Source organism: Pseudomonas azotoformans (genome assembly GCF_001579805.1).
In the GTDB taxonomy this organism is placed as follows: Bacteria; Pseudomonadota; Gammaproteobacteria; order Pseudomonadales; family Pseudomonadaceae; genus Aquipseudomonas; species Aquipseudomonas azotoformans_A.
On sequence record NZ_CP014546.1, the window covers coordinates 4,935,137 to 4,957,510 of the forward strand.

Annotated in this window: 17 protein-coding genes; 12 read left to right on the plus strand and 5 right to left on the minus strand. The window is 59.8% G+C overall.

Annotated elements, in window-relative coordinates; genetic code table 11:
- The first annotated feature begins 70 nt into the window (after positions 1–70).
- Positions 71–4,753 (plus strand): hypothetical protein, encoded by a 4,683-nt coding sequence (locus AYR47_RS22545; protein WP_061436956.1) that lies wholly within the window; start codon positions 71–73, stop codon positions 4,751–4,753.
- A gap of 36 nt (positions 4,754–4,789) precedes the next feature.
- Here the strand turns inward: AYR47_RS22545 and AYR47_RS22550 are convergent, their stop codons facing one another.
- The 5 genes from AYR47_RS22550 to AYR47_RS22570 all read right to left on the minus strand — a co-directional run bounded on the left by AYR47_RS22550 (position 4,790) and on the right by AYR47_RS22570 (position 11,363).
- Entirely contained in the window at positions 4,790–5,167 is a 378-nt protein-coding gene (locus AYR47_RS22550; protein WP_003217591.1) for a response regulator, read from the minus strand.
- Between the two features lie 78 nt (positions 5,168–5,245).
- Entirely contained in the window at positions 5,246–6,439 is a 1,194-nt protein-coding gene (locus AYR47_RS22555) for a hybrid sensor histidine kinase/response regulator (RefSeq protein ID WP_033902897.1), read from the minus strand.
- Positions 6,433–7,038 (minus strand): chemotaxis protein CheB, encoded by a 606-nt coding sequence (locus tag AYR47_RS22560; protein WP_033902898.1) that lies wholly within the window; start codon positions 7,036–7,038, stop codon positions 6,433–6,435. Before AYR47_RS22560 ends, AYR47_RS22555 begins: the two co-directional genes overlap by 7 nt.
- Entirely contained in the window at positions 7,035–7,865 is an 831-nt protein-coding gene (locus tag AYR47_RS22565; RefSeq protein WP_012724198.1) for a CheR family methyltransferase, read from the minus strand. The genes AYR47_RS22560 and AYR47_RS22565 overlap by 4 nt, the downstream gene beginning before the upstream one ends.
- On the minus strand, positions 7,866–11,363 hold the full coding sequence (locus AYR47_RS22570) for a response regulator (protein ID WP_061436958.1): 3,498 nt from the start codon (positions 11,361–11,363) through the stop codon (positions 7,866–7,868). It abuts the gene before it with no gap.
- Between the two features lie 239 nt (positions 11,364–11,602).
- On the opposite strand from AYR47_RS22570, the gene AYR47_RS22575 reads away from it, so the two are divergent.
- The 11 genes from AYR47_RS22575 to AYR47_RS22625 all read left to right on the plus strand — a co-directional run bounded on the left by AYR47_RS22575 (position 11,603) and on the right by AYR47_RS22625 (position 22,350).
- Complete coding sequence (locus tag AYR47_RS22575; RefSeq protein ID WP_033902900.1) at positions 11,603–11,968, plus strand: response regulator; 366 nt, start codon at positions 11,603–11,605, stop codon at positions 11,966–11,968.
- A gap of 191 nt (positions 11,969–12,159) precedes the next feature.
- The gene (locus AYR47_RS22580) at positions 12,160–12,942 is read left to right on the plus strand and encodes a hypothetical protein (protein WP_061436960.1); all 783 of its coding nucleotides are present in this window, start codon (positions 12,160–12,162) and stop codon (positions 12,940–12,942) included.
- A gap of 63 nt (positions 12,943–13,005) precedes the next feature.
- Entirely contained in the window at positions 13,006–14,406 is a 1,401-nt protein-coding gene (locus AYR47_RS22585; protein ID WP_061436962.1) for a DUF1254 domain-containing protein, read from the plus strand.
- Positions 14,407–14,504: 98 nt separating this feature from the next.
- Complete coding sequence (locus AYR47_RS22590) at positions 14,505–15,527, plus strand: hypothetical protein (protein WP_420492074.1); 1,023 nt, start codon at positions 14,505–14,507, stop codon at positions 15,525–15,527.
- Positions 15,528–15,539: 12 nt separating this feature from the next.
- A complete protein-coding gene (locus tag AYR47_RS22595) occupies positions 15,540–16,514 on the plus strand; it encodes an AAA family ATPase (RefSeq protein WP_061436963.1) in 975 nt (324 codons plus the stop codon).
- A complete protein-coding gene (locus AYR47_RS22600) occupies positions 16,511–17,434 on the plus strand; it encodes a DUF58 domain-containing protein (protein WP_061436964.1) in 924 nt (307 codons plus the stop codon). Before AYR47_RS22595 ends, AYR47_RS22600 begins: the two co-directional genes overlap by 4 nt.
- Positions 17,431–17,886, plus strand: coding sequence for a DUF4381 domain-containing protein (locus AYR47_RS22605; protein ID WP_061436965.1), 456 nt, complete (start codon positions 17,431–17,433; stop codon positions 17,884–17,886). The genes AYR47_RS22600 and AYR47_RS22605 overlap by 4 nt, the downstream gene beginning before the upstream one ends.
- Positions 17,873–18,865, plus strand: a complete 993-nt coding sequence (locus AYR47_RS22610) for a vWA domain-containing protein (RefSeq protein WP_061449471.1) — start codon at positions 17,873–17,875, stop codon at positions 18,863–18,865. Before AYR47_RS22605 ends, AYR47_RS22610 begins: the two co-directional genes overlap by 14 nt.
- Positions 18,852–20,306: a vWA domain-containing protein gene (locus AYR47_RS22615; RefSeq protein ID WP_208603911.1), complete on the plus strand. Its 1,455-nt coding sequence runs from the start codon at positions 18,852–18,854 to the stop codon at positions 20,304–20,306. The genes AYR47_RS22610 and AYR47_RS22615 overlap by 14 nt, the downstream gene beginning before the upstream one ends.
- The gene (locus AYR47_RS22620) at positions 20,303–21,352 is read left to right on the plus strand and encodes a BatD family protein (RefSeq protein WP_033902908.1); all 1,050 of its coding nucleotides are present in this window, start codon (positions 20,303–20,305) and stop codon (positions 21,350–21,352) included. Before AYR47_RS22615 ends, AYR47_RS22620 begins: the two co-directional genes overlap by 4 nt.
- On the plus strand, positions 21,349–22,350 hold the full coding sequence (locus AYR47_RS22625) for an HAD family hydrolase (protein WP_061436967.1): 1,002 nt from the start codon (positions 21,349–21,351) through the stop codon (positions 22,348–22,350). Before AYR47_RS22620 ends, AYR47_RS22625 begins: the two co-directional genes overlap by 4 nt.
- The last annotated feature ends 24 nt before the right edge of the window (positions 22,351–22,374 follow it).

The window sequence follows — 22,374 nt, forward strand, 5'->3', positions numbered from 1 at the left end:
AGGATTGGAATCGTTGTTGTGGTTATGAATACAAACACTCTGGTATTCATACATCCCGACGAGCGAACCTATGACCGTTGCCGGCCCAATCCATACAGCGCCCCGCCACCTGCCATTGACCCAATTTCAGCAGCGCCCCCTCACGCAAGCGCCCCTTGCTGCCAGTAGCCAACCCATAGAGTCTCCCCCGCCTCAAGGAAACACCCGCAGCCAAGGCGATCTGGAGCTGTCAAAACACTACGGAATAACGCTGGCCAAGTCCTTGGATGAACATGATCAAGACGGTCAGGTGTCGCCCATTCCAGCCAACTCGGCGTTCGGTCAATGGTGGGCGCAGCTGAGACGTGCGTTCCAGGCGCCCGATATCACGCAATGGATGAATGATCGCGGCATTGACCCAGATTCGGTGGAAATCAATCCAGGCGAGGGACAAGTCATGTTCCGGCTCAAACGCCTGCTGGACCCGCGGCAAGTCATACACACTGTAGGACAGGACGATGCGCAGTGGGCGGCCGCGAGCCGCCACCTCATGATGGCCGCACACGTTATTGCTGCCGGTTCGTATTTTGCGACATTCAAGCCGCCTCAGGCCAAGACCAGCAACATTGCACCGATGGTACTGATCGGTCATTTCTACAGAGAACGCAATGTTTCGCCTCTCCCAACACCCCAGGAGCGTGTCGCGGACTTTGCGGCCGGGAAAGGCTTTCCTGTGATCAACGATCCAGCGTTCGCAGAGCTGCGCGCCCAGCGCGACGAAGACACCTTGGCACAGCAAAAAGCCTTGCTGGGTAACGTGCACACCCGACGCAATGTCGCTGAAACATTGAAGACATTGCTCGCGGGACTGGAGTCGGGCACGGCTGAGATCTCGACCTATCTGACGGACTACCATGCATTGGTCCATCCCGACAGTGATTCTGAATATGCGGGCACCACACCCAGTCTCGAACAGATATTTATCAGTAATGGCTGGGATATTCCAACCGATCACGCCCAGTTGGAAAATGTTGTACAGGCGTTGATAACGCCATCCCCCGTACGTCCCGAGCATGACAACTACGCGGGTGCGCTCGACTGGCCGCTGCCCGCAGACAACCTCACACGGCTGGAACTAACGGCAGACCTGCGTCAGGGGGCCTTTGGCGATATCGACATTCCGCCATTCGCCAACGTGCTTGAATACCTGCTGGATAAGGCAGTCATCGCGCCTGAGGCGCTGAGCAATCCGCGTCAGTTGCTCGATCGCCTGATCAACTCGCCAAAAGGCCGTGCGCTGGGTCAAGCGATTCAAGCCCGGTTTATTAACAGATCCGTCAGCGGCAGTGCGAATGATTGGTTGCTGGCGGCCATGAGCGCCGATCCACAGCACGCGCAGCAAGGCGATAAACGCAATATCGCGGGGTTTTTGCTTACAGATGCCAGAAATGGTGCGTACACGGCCTCAGAGATTGTGCTGACACTGACTGATCACTTGCTTGACACCGGCAGGTCCTCTTCCTACGAAAAAGCTCAGCTTTTGGCACACCTGCTGCTGTCCTCTCAGGCCCCGGAGTTGCTGGTCAAGGGGATCCCCGATGCGGTGAAGTTCGGTACCCATAGCTGGGTCAGTTTCGCTACCGCAGTTTCACGCATCGAGGCGAGCGCGCCGGGGGCTACGGCGGCTATGACGTATGCGCAAGTGATGCTCGCCGCCGACATCGCGCCGATCAGCCTTGAGCAGCGCCAGGTCGAGTACCAGGCGCAACAACAGGCGCTGAAGGATTGGGCGGTCGTCAACGGGATGGAGTTTCCTGTGTCCGATGAGGCCATGCTGGCGGTGCGCAAGGCATTTGATCAACACATCAGCGAATTGAGTGCGGCGTCTGCCGCCCATTCGAGGGTAATGCCCGATGTGAAGCAAAAAGGATTGCAGGAACTGGCAAAGGCCTTTCCTGATATGGCGCCCACGCTCTTTGAGAAAAAGTGCATCGAGTTGAAACGTCAGCACCTGGATTTCCCCGGCCCCTACTCGTTGCTTGATCTGTATATGCACGACGGCGCGCAGGGGACGCCGGGTTTTTATGATGGGATTACGCGGGACACGGCCGACAGCGCAAACCCGTGGATCTCGACGTCAACCGATGTCGATCTCGACACAATACTGCCCGTTCTGATCGATCTTCCGCATTTGAAAAACGACTTCAGGGTCGCCTTCCCCCTTTACGCCGACGGCATCAACAAGAGCGTGGCGACCCAAGTCAAACAGCTTGTATCGACGCAAAGCCTGGAACACCGGCGCAACTTCGAGTTTGGCAAGATCACATTGGCCAAACAAGTCATCACCGAGCATGAGGCCTTCAGCCGCAACGTCGTGAAAAGCAGGACGACCGTGTCTGAGGGCCATAGCCTGCTGGTGAGGACCGAACGCGAGGGTAAGGTCAATATCTACGAAATAGATATCAAGCAGAACAAGATCCTCCACCGCGATGACTTGGGAGACTTTGATGTCTCGCAGCAAGAAGGATCTGTGACGTACCAGGGGGTTGTGCCCTCAGGCACCTATGACAGCGGCATTGCCGATGAAACCAAAGGTGCATCGGGCATACCCAATAGCTTCAGCAGTGACCGCACGTCCTACATTGCTGCAGCGATGGTGAAAGAGGTGAATATCGATGGCCTCAAGAAAGCCGCCCAAGGGCTGACCACATTCGATACTGAAGTGCCCTTTTACAAGACCGCCACTGAGTTCATGCTAAATTTGATTCCGCTGAGGTCCGCGATCAAAAACTTCAGTGAGGGTAACTACGGTGAAGGCATTATCGACCTGACCATGGACGCTTTCGGTTTCATGCTTGGGTTGGGGGCCGCAGCCAAAGGCGCCAAGGCCCTCCAGCTGGGTGCCTCTGTCGCCAGCAAAATCGCCCGAGGAACAAAAATTGTCGGGCGCGCAGCGATCAGTACGCTCAATCCTCTGGACGGCTTGGGTAATCTGGCGGTTCGATCAGCCAAGGCCGGAGCAAACGGCTCCGTCTATTCCTACCGTTGGCTACGCGGCAGTATCGACAGCTATGACCTGCTCAAGGCCAGCAAACGCTTCGACGCCAGTGCCATCGGGACATTCAAGCTGCAAGGTGCCGTTGTTGAAGGGCCCGCCGTGCTCAGCGGCGGTAAATGGCACGCTTTCGATACCGCCAGCGGGCAGGCGTTTGGCAAGTCGCTGGATGACTTCGTGCCCAGTGCACGACTGGAAACGAACCGTTTGGGAGGCTGGGAGACGACGAGGGATGTCAGCAAGCTCGATGACAATGTTGTAAACACTTGGAAAAAGGCTGTTCGTAAGCATCGCGAAGGAGACGAGAGGGAAGCATTTGAAAATGGCTACAGCTCTGGAACCCTGGCAAGTGTACCTAGGCTATCAAAGTCCTCAAAAATTGCGGACCTGATCAAGTTGGGCGGTAACCAAAACCTGACCGCCCTTCAGGCAGGTGTCTTGATGCGCAGATACGACGATCTCGCCTACGCGTTCGCTCATCGTGGTGTGGCCCGTTTCATCGACAATATAGAACCGCGCTTCGGCAGTGTGACGCCCATGCCGCAAGTGGTTTACTTCAGCCAGACATCCCAACTGTCCGAAGGACAATGCGCGGCACTGGCGCGCACATTCGCGAGCGCTATGGCCGAGGGCAAGGATCATCTGCTGATCAAGAACATGTACACCGCAGCGGCTTTTCCCACAGACCCCACTTCCCGACGGTTCATGGAATCGCTGCGCAAGCTTCAGGTCCAGGTAGGTGGCGAAACGGCCTTCCACGCCGGCAAAGTCCCTCGCTTGGAGACCTATCAAGAGATGGTAAAGGGATTGGCCGATTCCGCGGTTTCAAAGTCGGTGATGATTGACTCTCCGGGCCACGCAATGGCCGCCGGCGTCAAAATCGATGGCGATGTCAAAAGCTTTTACTTTTATGACCCCAACCACGGTGTCGCAACGTTTTCGAGCGCGGCGGACATGGAAGGAGGCCTCAAAAAGCTATTTCACGATAAAAAAATGAATGTGCAGTATAAAACCCACGCCAACGATTCAAACACACTGAAGTTCAAGGTATTTGATCATGACGATCAGTGGCAGCAGAAAAACAGCGTGTTCGGTCCGGAGTTCAAGAAACTGTATGAGGCGCAAATTATTCCGTCCGCCGCGCCGCATCCTCTCAGTCACCAGCAATTGAAGATGAACTGGGAGAAACTGCATGCAGACCCGGACAATCATGCGCTGAACTGTTATCAAGCGTCCCTGCGTGTCGGGCAGGCTGAAAAGACGCTCTCTCCCAAAGTATTCGATGCCGTTACCGACACAACGAACGGTAGTGACGGCATCAATTATTCAACCCGCTACCTTGAGCTCATGGAGGTCAAACCAGGCAACTTGAAAGATCAATTCAACCCGGCCGAGATTACCGAGTCTGGGTTTCTCAATTTCAAGCACTCCACACCCAATGGTCAGTTCGGTCATACCGTCTACATCCAGAAAACCAGTAGCAATGAGTTGATGCTGTTCAATACGAACAACCTGGACCTGGATGCGGCAATGGTGAGGAATGACAACCCGCCCCAGCTCAGTGGCGCAATGACGGTTTACAACCTTGGCAATGGCAAACACAAAGGCCTGCAGAACTTCATCGACGGATTTAATGGAAATGCAGGTTGGCAGTTCGCCTTTACCCCGGCCAGCGTGCTCAATGCCAACGTCAACAAACTAAAGCCATCACCCCTTTGAAAACAGCGGCGTCGCAACGGGAGGACGCCGCCTCTTTCAAGCCAACAACCGCTGGATATGCTCTTGCAGCGTATCCAGGTCAAACGGCTTGGCCAGGATCGGTGCATTGCGCGTGATCGGGCTGTTGCAGTCGAGGATTTCCTGGGGGTAACCGCTGATGAAGATCACTTTCAGCTCAGGGCGCAATTTGATCGCCGGCTCGGCGATCTGCACCCCGGAAATCCCGCCGGGCAGGCGGTAATCGGTGACCATCAGGTCCAGGTGCGGCTTGGTCGCGAGGATTTCGAAGGCCTGCTCCCCATCAATCGCCTTCAACACCCGATAGCCCAGGCCGGCCAGGTATTCACCCAGCACAAACATAATGGATTCGTCGTCCTCGACGATCAGAACGACATCTTGTGCATCTTCACTCATGGGAAGCCTTAGTCCGGTCAATTGCTGCAATTACGACCATGGGGTCACGCAGAGGTTGCGTCGAGGTGACGATTGAATTCATGCCGAGGCCTGCAACGGCAGGCATACCCGAAACAAGGCGCCCTCACCTATCTGGCTCTCTACTTCGATAGTGCCACCATGGGCCGCAACGATCTGCTCGGAAATGAACAGCCCGAGACCCAGGCCTGCAGCCACTTGGCTGGCGGACACGCGCTCAAACTGTTGAAAAATGCGCTTCTGGTTCTCTTCGCTGATGCCGATCCCATGGTCGCGCACTTCCACCCGTGCCTCGCCATGCTCGCTGTACACACGCACTTTTACCGGACTTTTGGCCCCGTAACGCAGTGCATTGGTCAGCAGGTTGGTCACCACTTGCTCGATACGGAACTCGTCCCAGTTGCCTTCGACCGGGCCGTCGGCGGCCAGTGTCATGGACGAATCCGCCGCAGCTACTTGAGGCGCAAAGTTTTCCACCAGGTTGCTCACCAACTGCGTCAGGTCGAAGCGCGCCGGACGTATCGACAGTTTGCCGGTGCGGATACGCGAGACATCGAGCATGTCTTCGATCAGGCGGATCAGGCTCTGGATCTGGCGCTCATCGCGGTCGACCATGGCGTGCATCTTGTCCAGGGTGAATGCGGCGGCGTTGTCACGGGCCAAGTGCATCTTGCGCAGCTGGGTTTCGAGAATGAGGCCGTTGAGGGGCGTACGCACTTCGTGGGCGACGATCGACATGAAGTCATCCCGCATGCGCACGGCCTGCTCCAACTCAGCCTGAGTGGCCTGCAGGCGCGTGAGCAGCAGTTCCTGCTCGCGGCGGCTGCGCTCAAGGGCTTCGACCTGTTGCTTCATGGCTTTGCTTTGGCGGAACAGGTCGACAAACACGTTGACCTTGCTTTTCACCGCATGGATATCCAACGGCTTGTGCAAAAAGTCTACCGCGCCGCTTTCATAGCCCTTGAAGGCGTAATTGAGCTCGCGGCCGGCGGCGCTGACGAACACAATCGGGATGTTCTTGGTCTTTTCGGTACCGCGCATCAATTCGGCCAGCTCGAAACCATTCATACCGGGCATCTGTACATCGAGAATCGCCATGGCGAACTCATGCTCCAGCAACAGGGACAAGGCTTCGTCGGCGCTCAATGCCTTGAACACCTGGCGGTCCTCGCGCTTGATCAGCGCTTCAAGGGCCAGCAGGTTTTCCGGCAGATCGTCGACGATCAGCAGTTTGGCCTGGACAGTACTTAACATGGGGAATATTCCAGGGAAGCCAGCAATGAGCCAATGTGGCTCAGCGTCAGAATGTGGTCGGGTGTGTGCAACGCCAAGGCTGCGCGGGGCATGACGGCAACGCGTGCTTCTGTGGGCTCTTGCACCACAGTGGTTCCACCGTGTTGCTTGACGTGAGCCAGGCCGCGCGCGCCGTCATGGTTGGCGCCGGTCAACAGAATGGCCAGCAGGCCCGTGCCGTAGGCATCGGCGGCGGATTCGAAGAGGAAATCAATCGCCGGCCGCGAATGGTGCACGCGGTCTTCCTGGCTCAGGGACAGGCTGCGGTCGTGTTCCACCGACAGGTGATAGCCAGGGCCGGCAAAATACAATGTGCCCGGCTTGATCACTTCCTTGTCACGGGCCTCCACTACAGGCATGGCCACGCGGCGGTCGAACACTTCGGCTAATTGGCTGCGACGCTCGTCCGGCAGGTGCAGGACGGTAATGATCGGCAAGCCAAAATCGGCGGGCAGCTCGGCGAATATCGTCAGCAACGCCTCCACGCCACCGGCGGAGGCGCCGATGACGATCGCTTCTATGCCCCGGACCGATGCCGGGCTGGCAGCCGCTTGATTCATAGTTTGCGGTAGATCCGTTCCTGTTTGACCAAGGGTTCGAACTGCTTGCCGTACGCGGAGAAATCCAAGGTCTCTTTGCTGCCCAGCACCAGGAAGCCGCGATGACACAGCGACTCATGGAACAATCCAAACGCACGATCTTGCAATTTTTTATTGAAATAAATCAGTACGTTACGGCACGAAATTAATTGAGTCTCTGAGAATACACTGTCGGTTGCCAAGCTGTGATCGGCAAAGGTGACATTCTCGCGCAGCGTTTTATCGAAGATCGCGTAATCGTAAGCCGCGGTGTAGTAGTCGGCAAATGAACGTTGCCCACCGGCCTGCTGATAGTTGGCGGTGTAGGCGCGTACGTTCTCCAGGGAGAAGATGCCCTGCTTGGCCTTGTCCAGCGACGCCGGGTTGATGTCGGTGGCGTAGATGATCGTACGCTCCAGCAAACCCTCCTCGCGCAGCAGGATCGCCATGGAGTACACCTCCTCGCCCGTGCTGCAGCCGGCGATCCAGATTTTGATCGACGGATAAGTCTTGAGCAGCGGCACCACTTCCTGGCGGATCGCCAGGAAGTGCGACGGGTCGCGGAACATCTCGCTCACTGGAATCGTCAAGAACTGCAACAACTGCATGAACGCCGCGGGGTCGTGCAGCACGCGCTCCTGCAAGGCGGAGATGGTCGCGCAATCAAACTGGCGCAGGGCGTGGGCCACGCGCCGCTTCACCGACGCCCCGGAGTAATCCCGGAAGTCGTAGCTGTACTTGAGGTAAATCGCCTCGATCAACAGGCGCAGCTCAATATCGCTGCTTTTTTCCAAAAAACTTCGCTCCACTTAAATGCGTTCCATCTTTGGCAACCAGACGCGAATCAGTGAGAACAGACGGTCAAGATCGATCGGCTTGGCCAGGTAATCATTGGAGCCCGCTGCCAGGCAGCGTTCCTGATCGTCCTTCATGGCCTTGGCCGTCACCGCAATGATCGGCAGCTTCTTCCAGCGCGGGTCCTGGCGGATCAAGGCAGTGGCCTCGTAACCGTCCATTTCCGGCATCATCACGTCCATCAACACCAGGTCGATATCATCGACTTCATTGAGTTTATCGATGGCTTCACGGCCGTTACGCCCGATCACCACCACGGCGCCTTTGTGCTCCAGGGCGCTGGTCAGGGCGAAGATGTTGCGTACATCGTCGTCCACCAGCAGGATTTTACGCCCCTCGAAGACCTTGTCGCGGCTGCGCGCGGTCTTGAGCATCTTCTGGCGGTCATGGGACAGCTGGGATTCGACTTTGTGCAGAAAGAGTGTGACTTCATCCAGCAGGCGCTCCGGCGAGCGGGCGCCCTTGATGATGATCGAGCGCGAATACTTGCGCAGCTCGGCCTCTTCATCGCGGGTCAGGTTGCGCCCGGTGTAGACGATCACCGGCGGGAACGAGCAGATATCTTCAGTCGCCATGCGCTTGAGCAGCTCGTTGCCGAGCATGTCCGGCAGCTTGAGGTCGATGATCATGCAGTCGTAGATATTCGTGCGCAGCAGGTCCAGGGCGGCCTGGGCGTAGCCGACGTCGGTGATCTCGATGTCATCGTCGCCGATCAGGCGGGCAATGCTGTCGCGCTGCAGGTCATCGTCTTCCACCAGCAGCACACGCTTGACCTTCTGGGTCAGCTTGGCTTCCAGGCGCGCAAACACGTCCTTGAGTTCTTCGCGGGTGGTCGGTTTGACCGCATAACCAATGGCGCCCATGTGCATGGCGGCTTCGACGCGGTCTTCCACGGAAATCACATGCACCGGGATGTGCCGGGTGTTGGCGTGTTCTTTCAGGCGTTGCAGCACCGTCAGCCCGGAATGGTCCGGCAGGCGCATGTCCAGCAGGATCGCGTCGGGGACGTATTCTTCGGCCAGGCTGTAGCCTTCGTCCGCGCCGTGGGCCACCAAGCAGTTGTAGCCCAGCTCGTGGGCCAGGTCGAAGAGGATGCGGGCGAAGTTGGGCTCGTCTTCCACTACCAGGATGCATCGCGTGGTGAAGGGTGCCTTGTCGCGGTCGTCGGCAAAGCGCGGGATCTGCTGGGTGTCGGCCACCGGCAATGGCGACACCTTCACGGGCGTCGGCGCAGGCGCCACCACGACTTGGCGCGGTTGCTCGATGGGGGCAGCGTCTTCTTCGCGCTCGACATACTGTTCCGGCAGGACCAGCGTGAAAATACTGCCTTTGCCTGGCTCGCTGGTCACGCTGATGTAGCCTCCCAGCAAGGTCGCCAAATCACGCGAAATCGACAGGCCGAGGCCCGTGCCGCCGTAGCGACGGTTGGTGGTGCCATCCGCTTGGCGGAAGGCTTCGAAGATGCTTTCCTGCTGGTCCGGCGCAATACCGATGCCGGAATCGCGCACGGTAAAGGCAATGCCCTCCCCCGGTGCACGGGACACCGACAGGCTGACTTCGCCCTGTTCGGTGAACTTGACCGCGTTGGACAGCAGGTTCTTGAGGATCTGCTCCAGGCGCTGGCGATCGGTGAACAGCATGCCCGGCGCGCCTGCCTGCACTTCCACTTGGAAGCCCAGCTTGCGATCCGCCGCCAGCGGTTCGAACATGCCACGCAGGCCATCGACCAGACGTGCCACGCTGGAATTTTCCGGACGCATTTCCAGCTTGCCGGCCTCGACCTTGGAGATATCCAGGATGTCGTTGATCAGGTTGAGCAGGTCATTGCCGGCGGAATAGATCGACTCGGCAAACTTGACCTGTTCGGCGCTGAGGTTTTCCTGGGGGTTCTCCGCCAGCAATTTGGCCAGGATCAGCGAGCTGTTCAGCGGTGTGCGCAGCTCATGGGACATGTTGGCGAGGAATTCGGACTTGTACTTGCTGGAACGTTGCAACTCGTCGGCACGGTCTTCCAGTTCGAGCTGCGCCTGGCTGAGTTCAGCGTTCTTGCGGTCCATGGCGTCGCGTTGCTGGGCCAGGGTTTCGGTCTGTTCGGCCAACTGCTCGTTGGTCTGCTCCAATTCGGCCTGTTGGGTTTCCAGGTGGGCCTGGGATTCCTTGAGGATGCGCGATTGTTCTTCAAGCTCTTCGTTGGCGGTCTTGAGTTCTTCTTGCTGCACTTGCAGCTCTTCGTTGAGCTGCTGAGTCTCGGCCAGCACTTCCTGCAGGCGCTGGCGATAACGGGCGGCTTCGATGGAGGTGCCGATATTCCCGGCGATCAGCTCCAGCAGCTCGACGTCACGTTCTTCCAGAGGACGCAGGAAGCCCAGTTCGATCACACCGTTGACGCGGTCATCGTCACTGGTCGGCATCACCAGCACGCTGCGGGTCGAACCTTCGCCCAGGCCGGAGCTGACCTTGAAGTAGTCCACCGGCACATCGTCCAGGCGAATCAGGCGATCCAGCTGGGCTGCTTGCCCAACGATGCCCTCGTCGCTGTAGATCGACTGTTCCTTCTGCTCCTGCTCGCGGGAGAAACCATAAGTGGCGACACGTTTGAGCCCGCCGTGCTCTTCACGCACGTACAGCGCGGCGACGGCTGAGCCCATGTACTGGGCAAAGAATTGCAGGATGTTGCGGCCCAGCATGTTCAGCGTGAGCTGGCCGAGCACTTGTTCTGCCAGTTCAGTCTGGCCGTTACGCAACCACGCTTGTTGCTCCAGGCGCCGTGCAATCTTCTGTTGCGACGCGAGGTTTGCGCTGTAACTCTCTGATAATGAAATTAAATTCTTACGCCCAATGTATGCCAGAAAACCACTCAGGCCGAGCACAAATGCCAGGTACAGGGTGACGCTGACCACGGTAGTGCGGGTGACTTCTTCATTGCGGGTGATGCGGAACTGCTGTTCCATCGCCACAGCGTCGTCGTATTCCTTGCGGATCTCGTCCGTCAGGCGCTTGCCACGACCCGCCTTGACTGCGCTGCGGTAGTCACCGCTCTCACGCTGCATATCAATCATCGACTGAGCGTATTTGTTCCACTCGATTTGCAGGGCTTCCAGGCGCTTTAAACGATCCACTTGCTGCGGGTTATCCGACACCAACTCCTGCAAATTACGCAAATCGGCAATGATGCGCGGCTTGGCCACCTCGTAAGGGTCGAGGAAATGCTCGTCACCGGTGATCAGGAAACCGCGCATGCCGGTCTCAAGGTCCACCGTCAGCTTGGACGACTCATTGAGGTTATTGATCACCCGGTCGGTGTGTTCGACCCACTGGATCACCGTCAACAGGTAGGTGATCAGGCAGACGAAAAACACCGCACTGAGCACGCCTACACCCAGGGGCAGCGCGACGTTTCGGCTCAGGAGGTTACGAAAGCTCTTTTCATCGACGGACGACGCAGGGGTCATGGGCATGCCTTGGCCAAGTGTGGAAAAACCGGGAGTTTGCCCCAAAGTGGCATCCAAGACCATTTTTCTGGAACGGTTTTGTACTGATTCCTACAAAAGAACAGGCTATTCTCCCTGGTCTTTTCTATCGCATTGTTTTTACGGCCCGCGGGAACTTGTCATGAGTGCGCGCTTACTCAAGGAAGAGGCCTGTCAGAACGGCCGCGTGTAAACCTCGCCTTTTTTGGGAATTCCATATTATGTCCGCAGTCACCTCCACCATCCTTGTCGTCGAAGACGATGCCATCGTGCGCATGCTGATCGTCGATGTCCTGGAGGAGTTGGAATTCAGTGTCTTGGAGGCTGCCGATGCTGAAGAAGCGCTGGCAGTGGTGCAAAACGCCGCTCAGGTGATCGACCTGATGATGACCGACGTCGGCCTGCCGGACATGGACGGCAAGCAACTGGCAACCAAAGTGCGTGAGTTGCGCCCTGCACTGCCCATCCTGTTCGCCAGCGGTTATGCCGAAAATATCGACGTGCCTGCCGGCATGCAGGTGATCGCCAAACCGTTCTCGATCGATCAATTACGCGACAAAGTCAAATCGATGCTGCCCACCGCCTGACCCCTCTTTCGTGCATGGCCGCCCAGCCAGGGCGGCCATTTGCCGCCTTTTACACACGTCTGAAACGTCCCTCCCCCCGCAACTAATTCGTTTGGATGGCTAGCGCGTCTGAATTTAGCTGCTAGCTTCAACCGACATGCCCTGTAGGTATTAATCACAAGGGATAGTCACCCAGGTATGGGGGAGCGCACATGTTAGGGTCACCGTACGCGTCGGCATTGATGCTGGCTGTTTTCGCACTGCCTGCCTTGGCGGATAACGCCGAGACGGCCAACAAGAGCAACAACCCCCTGAACCTCGCGCCAGGCGCCAACCTGCAGGACTACTACACGCCGCGCCTGTACGACAGCAACGCCCACACCAACGACCTGTTGTTGCGCGGCACCCTGCCGATTGCGCCGTCGGATTTCATCGGCGTGCCGCAACTGCTGCGCGCCACACTCCCCCTCAGCACCCGCCCCGATCCACATACCGGCTACAGCACAGGCATTGGCGACCTGAACCTGTTCGATATCTTCCTGCTCAAGACCGACGGCGTGCAGCTGGGCATTGGTCCGCAAATCACCGCCCCCACCGCCGAACATGACGAACTGGGCACCGGCAAATGGCAGGCCGGCCTGGCGGCAATCGCCATCGACGCTTCGCCCAGGGGATTATTGGGCGCGCTGGTGCAATACCAGAGCTCATTTGCCGGCGATCGCGACCGCCCGCACGTCGAGAGTGCAACTTTCCAGCCGTTTATCATTCATAACCTGCCGAAAGGCTGGTACCTGCGTTCCACGGGCACTTGGACCTTCGATTTGAAGAACGACACCCACTACATTCCCATCGGGTTTGGCGCGGGCAAGGCCTGGAAAGCCGGGAGCAACATCGTCAATGCCTTTGTCGAGCCACAGTGGACGGTAGCGCGCAAAGGTGACGGTTTGCCCCAGTTCACCTTGTTCGCAGGGATTAACGTGACGTTCGGCAAATAAACCGGTTAACTCGGCGGTTTCATCCCACGCCCTCAAAAAAGATCTCTGGAAGGACGCAACAACATGATTGGAAAACCGACGCGCCTGCTGTTGGCGAGCCTCTCGATACTCATGAGTACCGGCGCCTGGGCCGACTTCACGGCCACTCCGAGCGAGGCCCGGGCGATTGCCAAGGAAGCCTATCTGTATGGCTTTCCGGTGGTGGAAATGTACAAGACGCTCTACACCCAGGCCGTTGACAAGGGCGGTGCCAACTTCAAGGCGCCGTTCAACCAGATCGGCAACACCGCGCAAGTGTTCACCCCCAAGGACACGGCGTTCGTCACCCCCAACTCCGACACGCCCTACTCGTTCGTCTGGATGGACCTGCGCCGCGAACCCCTGGTGCTGACCCTGCCCAAGATCGAGGACAACCGCTACTACTCGGTGCAGTTGATCGACCTGTACACGCAAAACTTCGCTTACCTGGGCACCCGCAGTACCGGCAACAACGGCGGCCATTACATGATCGCAGGCCCGGACTGGAAGGGTCAGCAGCCCGTGGACGTGGATCGAGTGGTCTACAGTGAAAGCAATATCGCCTATGCCCTGTACCGCACGCAGTTGTTCGACGACAAAGACTTGGGCAAGGTCAAGCAGATCCAGAGCGGCTACAAAGTCCAGGCGCTGAGCAGTTATGTGAAGCAGGCCGCGCCGGCCAAGGCGCCAAAGATCGAATGGCCCAAGCCAATGGCGTCCATGACCGAAGGCCCGCAGCTGTTCCGCTACCTGAACTTCATGCTGACCTTCGCCGCGCCCCAGGACAGCGAAAAAGACCTGCTGGCGCGTTTCGCCAAGATCGGTATCGCCCCCGGTGCGCCGTTCAAGCTCAAGGGCTTGACCGCCGAACAACGCAAAGCCCTGGAAGACGGCATCTCCGATGCGCGCGCTGAGTTTGCGGCGTTCAAGAAGGATAAGGTCGACACCCACCAAGTCAGCAGCGGTGACCTGTTCGGCAGCCGGGATCGCCTGAAAAACAACTACTTGTACCGCTACGCCGGTGCCGACATGGGTATTTTCGGCAACTCCACCGATGAAGCCGCGTACCTCAGCTACTTCGTCGACAGCGAAGGCAAGCCGGCCAATGGCGCACGCCACAGCTACACCGTGCACTTTGCCAAGGACCAACTGCCGCCTGCCGACGCGTTCTGGTCGCTGACCATGTACGACGCCAAGACCAAGCTGCTGGTGCCCAATCACAAGAAACGCTACCTGATCAACTCGCGGATGTTGCCCAACCTCAAGCGTGATGCCGATGGCGGCCTGACCTTGGCCCTGCAACACCACGAGCCACCTAAAGCCGAACAGAGCAACTGGTTGCCGGCCCCACCGGGCCCGTTCTACGCGGTATTGCGCATTTACCTGCCCAAGCCTGAGGTCGGTAATGGTCAATGGAAACTGCCACCCTTGACCCCGCTCAAGTAACACCACGTGCCCGGCCGCAACAGGGTTAGGCCGGGCACGTAACCCCCTGATATCAGGCCGATACAAGGATGGATGACGCCATGATTTCACGTGCACGTATGCATGGGTTTTGCGCCGTGGGCATTCTTGCCAGCTGCGGCGTATCAGCCGCCGGGTTGCCGGAGCTAGGCAGCACGTCTAACGCGACCAAAGCTGATCCCGAAACCTGCCATCGCCTGCAACAGGACTTCGACATTGACCTCAAGCAAGTGGTCAAGGCCGGTTGCGACCCTTCGACCGAACAAATCGCCAAGCTGATGGACAACCCGGTGGGCAACCTGGTGCTGTTGTTCAACCAGTTCGACTACAGCGCCCTCAAAGGCCCGCACAGTAACGGCACGCGTTACCTGGGCAAATACAGCTTCATGCCGACCTTCCCGATTGCCCTGGGCGAGGACTGGAACCTGATCAACCGCCTGCCGGTGAGTTATGTGAGTGCGCCGGTCAACGCCAAGGTGGGCAACCTGATCGGCATGAGCCCCTACGGCGTGCTGACAGACCGCGACTTCCCGTCGGTGGTCAACGATCCATTCGACCGCACCTCAGGCTTTGGCGACCTGGCCTATGTGGGCGTGTTCTCGCCCAAGCAACCGGTGCGGTTTGCCAACGGCGGCAAGATGGTCTGGGGGTTTGGCCCGACGGCGATGTTCCCCACCGCTGAAAAGGACGTGCTGGGCACCGGCAAATACGCCCTGGGGCCGGCATTTGTCGCGGCATACCTCGGTGAAGACTGGACGCTCGGCGTCTTCCCCCAGCATTGGTGGTCGGTCGGCGGCGACGCCCAGCGCAAGGACGTGAGCCTGACCAACATCCAGTACTTCATCCAGCGCGCGATTCCCGGCCCCGGCCAGTGGCGGGTGGGCATGACGCCCAATATCACCGTGAACTGGAAGGCCGAAAGCGGCAACAAGGTCAACTTCCCCATCGGTATCGGCGCCGGGCGCATCGTCAATTTCGGCAAGTTGCCAGTGCGGATTTCCGGTGAAGTGCAGTACTCGGTGATTCACGCCGACGACCTGATCAGCAGCCGTTGGAACTTCCGCCTGTCGTTTATCCCGGTGATCCCTACTTTCATGCTGTGAACGAGGTGTGCAATGACCGCACTCAATGATTTGAACGCCCTGCAAGCGAGCATGGCCGAAAGCGTGCTCGGCCAGGACCAGGTGATCCGCCAGATCCTTCTCGGCCTGCTCGCCAACGGCCATCTGCTGCTGGAAAGCCTCCCTGGGCTGGCCAAAACCCGCACAGTCAAGGCCCTGGCCCGGCACCTGGACGCCAAGATGAGTCGCATCCAGTTCACTCCGGACCTGCTGCCCTCGGACATCACCGGCGCCGAAGTACTGCACCAGGTCGATGGCCAGAACCAGATCCGGTTCCAACCCGGCCCGCTGTTCGGCAACCTGATCCTCGCCGATGAAATCAACCGCGCACCGGCCAAGGTCCAGGCGGCCTTGCTGGAAGCCATGGAAGAACGGCAAATCACCGTGGCCGGCGCCAGTCACCCTCTGCCGGAACTGTTTATCGTGGTGGCCACGCAAAACCCCATCGAACAGGAAGGCACTTACCCACTGCCGGAAGCCCAGATGGACCGCTTTGTGATGAAGCTGTTGCTGGACTACCCCAGCGCCGCCAACGAAAGCCAGGTGTTGCGCCTGTTGCGCGAAGAAGAACAGGCGTCAGTTACCCAGGCGGTCCAGGGCTTTACCTTGGCGCAGGAGGTGATTTTTGCCGCACGCCAGGAAGTCAGCGCGATCCAGGTGTCGCCGGCCATCGACCGCTATCTGATCGATCTGATCAACGCCACCCGCCACCCCGCCGACTACGACGCCGACCTGGCGCGCTGGATCAGCCTCGGCGCCAGCCCCCGTGGCGGCATTGGCCTGGACCGCTGCGCGCGGGCCGATGCCTGGTTGCAAGGCCAGGCCTTTGTCACGCCGGACAACGTGCAGGCCGTCGCCCATCCGGTGCTGCGCCATCGCCTGCAATTGAGTTATGACGCGGTGGCGGATGGCGTGACGGCTGATCAGGTGCTTGACCGGCTGCTCAGCAAAGTGGCGATTCCCGCATGAACGCCGACGGGTTTGTCTACGTCAGCCTGGCGCAATTGATGGCCTTGCAGTTCCAGGCCCGCGACCTGAGCTTTGTCGCGCGTCAGCCCCAGGGCAGCATCCTGGCGGGTAACCATGCGTCACGCCTGCGCGGCCGAGGCCTGAATTTCGATGAGTTGCGCCGCTACCAGCCGGGCGATGACCTGCGTCATCTGGATTGGCGCGCGTCGCTGCGCACCGGCAAACCGGTGGTGCGCACCTTTACCGAAGAGCGCGACCGCCCGGCGCTGATCGTGGTGGACCAGCGCATGTCGATGTTTTTCGGCTCGGTGCGCAGCTTCAAATCCGCCGTCGCCGCAGAGTTGGGCGCGCTGGCGGCGTGGATGGTGTTTAACGCCGGGGATCGGGTCGGCGGCCTGGTGTTCAACGACCAGCGTGTCGACAGTGTGGCGCCCTTGCGCAGCCGCAAACGCGTGGAAGCCTTGTGCAGTCACATCGCTCAGCAAAATGCCGAGTTGACGGCGAGTAATCCCGACCATGAAGGCGATGGCCAGTTGGACAAGGTCTTGCAGCAATGCCTGGCCGTGGCCGGGCACGACCACCTGATCTGCCTGGTCAGCGATTTTGCCGGCGCCGGGCCGCGTACCTTGCAACTGATGCAGCAACTGTCAGCGCACAACGACGTGATCGCGTTGCAGGTGTATGACCCGTTGGCACTCAATGTGCCCAGCCGTGGACAGCTGCGGGTCACCCAGGGCCAGTTGCAGGTGGAACTGGCGGTGGACCAGCGGCAGGTGCGCCAACCCCTGGGGGATTTTCTCGGCGGACGCTTGAAGGATGTCGCTAACCTGCTGCGCCGCAGCCAAGTACCACTGCTGATGATCAGCACCGCCCTGCCCGCCGCCGATCAGTTGCGCAGTGAACTGGGGAAGCGTCGGTGAGCCGTCACGTGCCAAGCATCGAGCAACTCACGGAGTTGAGCTTGCCTGCGCCGGTCAGTTACTGGCCGCAGACCTGGGGCTGGGGCGTGTTGCTGGGCGTTGTGGTGCTGGCGTTGCTGGTGCTGGCAGGCCGCAAATGGTTGCGCTGGCGGCGTGATGCCTACCGGCGTGAAGCGCTGGTGCGGCTGGACACCTTGGAAGACCTGCGCGAGCTGCCCGAACTGCTCAAGCGCGTCGCGCTGTCGATGCCGCTCCCTGTGGAAGAACAGCAACGTATCCCGACCTTGCATGGCGCCGAGTGGCAAGCCTTCCTGCAACGCCACGCCAGAGGTCCGATTCCCGACGACCTCGCTCAACGGCTGGCCCAGATGGCCTACGGCACAGCGTCGCAGGACCCGCAACTGTTGGCCCAGTGCAAGGCCTGGGTGGAGCAACACCATGTGGCAGCTTGACTATCCCTGGCTGCTATTGATGCTGCCGATGCCGTGGTTGGCCTACCGCTACCTGCCGGTGTATCGCGAAGCGCGCAGTGCGGTGCGCGTGCCGTTTTTCGGCGGCATGCGCCAGGCGGTCGGTGAAGCGTCTAACCGCAGCGCCCGGACTCATCGCAGCCAGTTGCTGCTCAATCTGCTGGTGTGGGCGTTGCTGGTGCTGGCGGTCGCCCGGCCGGTCTGGGTGGAAAAACCCATCGAACGCCAACAACCGGTGCGCGACCTGATGCTGGCCATCGATATCTCCCAATCCATGGAAACCGAGGACTTTACCGACGCCAACGGCCACAAGATCGACCGCCTGGCCGCCGTCAAACAGGTGGTGCATGGCTTTATCCAGCAGCGCAAGAACGACCGTATCGGCCTGATCCTGTTCGGCAGCGGCGCCTACCCCCAGGCCCCCTTGACCCTCGACCATGCCAGCCTATCGCTGTTATTGGACGACAGCGGCATCGGCATGGCCGGGCCGAACACCGCTATCGGCGACGCCATTGGCCTTGGCCTCAAGCTGCTGGACCAGGCCCATGAACCGGAAAAAGTGCTGATCCTGCTCACCGATGGCAATGACACCAGCAGTGCAATCACTGCGGACCACGCCGCCGACATGGCCGCTGCCAAGGGCGTGATCATCCACACCATCGGCATCGGCGACCCGCAGGCCAGCGGCGAAGCCAAGGTCAACCTCAACGCCTTGCAAGACATTGCCAGCGCCACCGGCGGGCATTACTTCCGTGCCGAGGACCGCGACAGCCTGGATCAGGTCTACGCCACGCTCGACAGGATCACACCGCATCAGGTGAAAACCCTCAGCCATCAGCCCAAGCGCGACCTGTTCTGGTGGCCGCTGTGTGCCGCGCTGATCGTGTTGGTGGTGTATCACCTGATCGCCGCGATGTGGCCGCATCGATGGAAACGGGAGCGTGCTGATGGACTTCAGTGACCTCCACTTTCTGCGTCCTGCCTGGCTGTTGTTGACGATTATGGGCGTACTGCTGCCGTGGGTGTGGCAGCGCAGCCGTGATCTGCAGCGCCGCCTGCGCGGCACGATCGCCCCGCACCTGTTGCCGCATTTACTGCTCACGCCGAACGATCCCCATCGCCTGCGCCCGGTGCATTTAGCGAGTGCGTTGCTGGTCGTCGGTGCCTTCGCCGCTGCGGGACCGACCTGGCAGCAGGACCGCCCGGATTTCCTTGAGAACCGTGCACCGCTGATCATCGCCGTGGACCTGTCAGCGTCCATGGACACCGCCGATGTGCCGCCCACGCGCCTCACCGCCGCCAAACACAAGCTGCATGACCTGGTCGAGCGCCGCAAAGGCGCGCGCACCGCGTTGCTGGTCTACGCCGGCAGCGCCCATCTGGTGTTACCGCCCACCGATGATCCGGCCTTGCTCGATACCTTCATTCAGGCATTGGGCACCGACTTGATCAGCAAGAGCGGCAAGGATCTGGCCGGCGTGATCGAACAGGCCAAGCGCCTGTTGCAGCAATCGCCCGGCACCTTGCTGCTGGTGACGGATGGCGCCGATGTCGCCCAACTGCCCGCCCTCAAGGACAATGCGCTGCAAATCCTGATCCTGGCCCTTGGCAGCAGTCCTACGCTCAAGCCATTGGCCTCGGCCCTGAAGGCACCGCTGGGCAGCCTGACCCTGAATGACGATGATCTGGACTGGATCGAACTGCACGCCCAGCAGCACTTCCAGAACGTCGACGAGCAGCAACGTCTGTTGCAATGGAAAGACGCCGGCTATTGGCTGTGCTGGCCGTTACTGCTGTTGGCGTTGTTGAGTGTGCGCAAGGGCTGGAGCCTGAACTGGACGGCAGTGGTGCTGCTCGGCCTGCTGCTGCCGCCGACGCAAGCCGAGGCCAATCCGTTCATGACGCCCGATCAGCAAGGCCGCTGGGCCTTCGAGCACCATCATTACCCGCAGGCCGCCGCGTTGTTCGTCGACCCTTACTGGAAAGGCATCGCCGCCTACAACGCCGCCGATTACGAGCTGGCCCAAACCACCTTCGCCGCCCTGCATACCGCGCAAGCAGCGTTCTATCTGGGCAATATCCATGTGCGTCGCTTCAAGTTCGATGACGCCATCGCGGCCTATCAGCAAGCCTTGCGGTTGCAACCCGACTTCCCCGAAGCCACGGCCAACCTGGCCCTGGCGATTGCGCTGAAAACAGACACCGAAAGCGCGGCGAACAACACGCCGCAGGTCAAGCCGGATGAGATCAAGTTCGATAAAGCGCCGGGCAAGGGGCAGAGCAAAGCGATTCAGACCCAACAGGCGAATAATGACGCCCTGTGGTTGCAGAACCTGACCACGTCACCGGCCAACTTTCTGCGCCGCAAATTCAGCTTGCAAGACCAGGAGGCGCGACCATGAAGCGCTACTGGGGCGTGTTGCTGTTGGTGTCGGGGCCGTTATGGGCGGCCGAACCGCAATTACGGGTGAACGCGCAATTGATCCCCGGTGCATCAGTCGTCGTGGGCGAGCAGTTGCAGGTACAGGTGGATGTGCTGACGGATACCTGGTTCACCGCCGCCGCGACATTGCCGGACCTGAAACTGGCGGGCGCGCGCGTACAGCAACCGGGGGGCGAGGCCGAGCACACCACACAGGTGATCGACGGGCAAACCTTCTACGGGATGCGCTACGCCTACCTGATCACGCCGACGACGGCGCAACACTTCAGCGTGCCCGCGCTGACGGTGAGTGCCCAACCGGGCCAGGCCAGCGCGCCATTGAGTGCGCAGAGTGCGCCGCTGACCTTCGAGGCCGTCCAGCCGTCAGGGTTTGCGCCCGGCGAGCCCGTGTTGGTCGCCAGTGGCCTGCGCTTGAACCAGACACTTGCGGCCGGCGATCTCAAGGTTGGCGACAGCGTGACCCGTACAGTGACCCTTCAAGCCGACAACACGCCAGGGCTGTCGCTGCCACCGCCTGCTGCGGCTGACATCAGCGGGCTGCGCCGATACCCGCAGGCGCCTGCCATCAGCAACCTGGATGACGGACGCGGCACCGTCACCGGCGGCCAACGCATCGATCACTTGGTGTATCGCGTGGAAAAAGGCGGCCATTACACCCTGCCCGCCCTCCAGCTGAAATGGTGGGACAGCCGCAACCATCGCCTGCAAATCGCGCAGTTACCCGCGCTGACATTCAAGGCCCAGGCTACCCGCGCCTACACGCCGACCTTTTCCGTCACCGACGACCTCAAGGCGCTCGGGCAGCACGCACGCTGGCAGCTGTCGCGGCATTTGCTGGGATGGATGGCGGCCATCGTCGTGCTGGTGCTGGCGGCTTATCTGATCCGTACCCTATGGCCCCGCCTGCGGTCATTGTGGCGAAAGGCATGGCCAGCATTGCGCTGGGCCTGTCGTCAACTACGCTTGGTTCCACTGAACCCTCGTCACGAAAAGGACTTCCCATGACGTCGCTGCGTTCTGCCCTGCCCCTTCTCCTCCTCTTGAGCCTGCCTGCCCTGGCGGCCGATCCGCTGCCGTCATGGAACGAAGGCCCGAACAAAAAGCAGATCATTGAGTTCGTCCAGGTGGTGACCGCCGAAGGCTCCAAGGACTACGTGAAGCCCGCCGAACGCATCGCCGTGTTCGACAACGACGGCACGCTGTGGACCGAGCAACCGGCGTACTTCGAAGTGCTGTTCGCCTTTGACGAGGTCAAGCGCCTGGCGCCGCAGCATCCGGAATGGAAAACTACGCAGCCCTTCCAGGCCGTGCTCGAAGGCGACCACAAGGCCCTTGCCGCTGCCGGCATGGACGGCTTGTTGAAAATCATCGGCGCCACCCACACTGGGGTCAGCACCGAAGCCTTCATCGACAACGCCAGGAACTGGCTCAAGCAGGCCCGTCACCCCAAGACCGGCAAGCCGTTCGACCAGATGATCTACCAGCCCATGCTGGAAATGCTCGACTACCTGCGCAGTCAGCAATTCAAGACCTACATCGTCTCCGGGGGCGATACCGCCTTCATGCGCGCCTTCGCCGAAGAGGTGTATGGCGTGCCGCCTGAGCAGGTGATCGGCTCCAACTTCGTCACCCAACTCCAGCTCAAGGACGGCAAGCCGCAAGTGCTGCGCACCGCCAAGCTGGCACACAACGACGACGGCCCAGGCAAGCCGGAAAGCATCGACGCCATCATCGGGCGTCGGCCGATCCTGGCCTTCGGCAACTCCGACGGCGACCTGCAAATGCTGCAATGGACCGCCGCCGGCCCTGGCAAACGCTTGATGGGCCTGGTGCATCACACCGATGCCCAGCGCGAATGGGCCTACGACCGCAATTCTCAGGTGGGGCGCCTGGACAAGGCACTGGACCTGGCCAAGCAACAGCAGTGGACCGTGGTGGATATGGCAAGCGACTGGGGCCGTATCTATCCGTTCGATCCAGCTGTGCAAGTGAAGGTGCAATAAGAAAAGACGTCGCGATGGACTGTT

Excerpts from the sequence above, each read along its gene's own strand:
- AYR47_RS22575 (WP_033902900.1), top strand. The coding sequence starts at position 11,603 with ATGTCCGCAGTCACCTCCACCATCCTTGTCGTCGAAGACGATGCCATC.
- AYR47_RS22570 (WP_061436958.1), bottom strand. The coding sequence starts at position 11,363 with ATGACCCCTGCGTCGTCCGTCGATGAAAAGAGCTTTCGTAACCTCCTG.
- AYR47_RS22625 (WP_061436967.1), top strand. The coding sequence starts at position 21,349 with ATGACGTCGCTGCGTTCTGCCCTGCCCCTTCTCCTCCTCTTGAGCCTG.
- AYR47_RS22595 (WP_061436963.1), top strand. The coding sequence starts at position 15,540 with ATGACCGCACTCAATGATTTGAACGCCCTGCAAGCGAGCATGGCCGAA.
- AYR47_RS22590 (WP_420492074.1), top strand. The coding sequence starts at position 14,505 with ATGCATGGGTTTTGCGCCGTGGGCATTCTTGCCAGCTGCGGCGTATCA.
- AYR47_RS22600 (WP_061436964.1), top strand. The coding sequence starts at position 16,511 with ATGAACGCCGACGGGTTTGTCTACGTCAGCCTGGCGCAATTGATGGCC.
- AYR47_RS22610 (WP_061449471.1), top strand. The coding sequence starts at position 17,873 with ATGTGGCAGCTTGACTATCCCTGGCTGCTATTGATGCTGCCGATGCCG.
- AYR47_RS22545 (WP_061436956.1), top strand. The coding sequence starts at position 71 with ATGACCGTTGCCGGCCCAATCCATACAGCGCCCCGCCACCTGCCATTG.
- AYR47_RS22555 (WP_033902897.1), bottom strand. The coding sequence starts at position 6,439 with ATGTTAAGTACTGTCCAGGCCAAACTGCTGATCGTCGACGATCTGCCG.
- AYR47_RS22615 (WP_208603911.1), top strand. The coding sequence starts at position 18,852 with ATGGACTTCAGTGACCTCCACTTTCTGCGTCCTGCCTGGCTGTTGTTG.
- AYR47_RS22560 (WP_033902898.1), bottom strand. The coding sequence starts at position 7,038 with ATGAATCAAGCGGCTGCCAGCCCGGCATCGGTCCGGGGCATAGAAGCG.
- AYR47_RS22585 (WP_061436962.1), top strand. The coding sequence starts at position 13,006 with ATGATTGGAAAACCGACGCGCCTGCTGTTGGCGAGCCTCTCGATACTC.
- AYR47_RS22550 (WP_003217591.1), bottom strand. The coding sequence starts at position 5,167 with ATGAGTGAAGATGCACAAGATGTCGTTCTGATCGTCGAGGACGACGAA.
- AYR47_RS22620 (WP_033902908.1), top strand. The coding sequence starts at position 20,303 with ATGAAGCGCTACTGGGGCGTGTTGCTGTTGGTGTCGGGGCCGTTATGG.
- AYR47_RS22580 (WP_061436960.1), top strand. The coding sequence starts at position 12,160 with ATGTTAGGGTCACCGTACGCGTCGGCATTGATGCTGGCTGTTTTCGCA.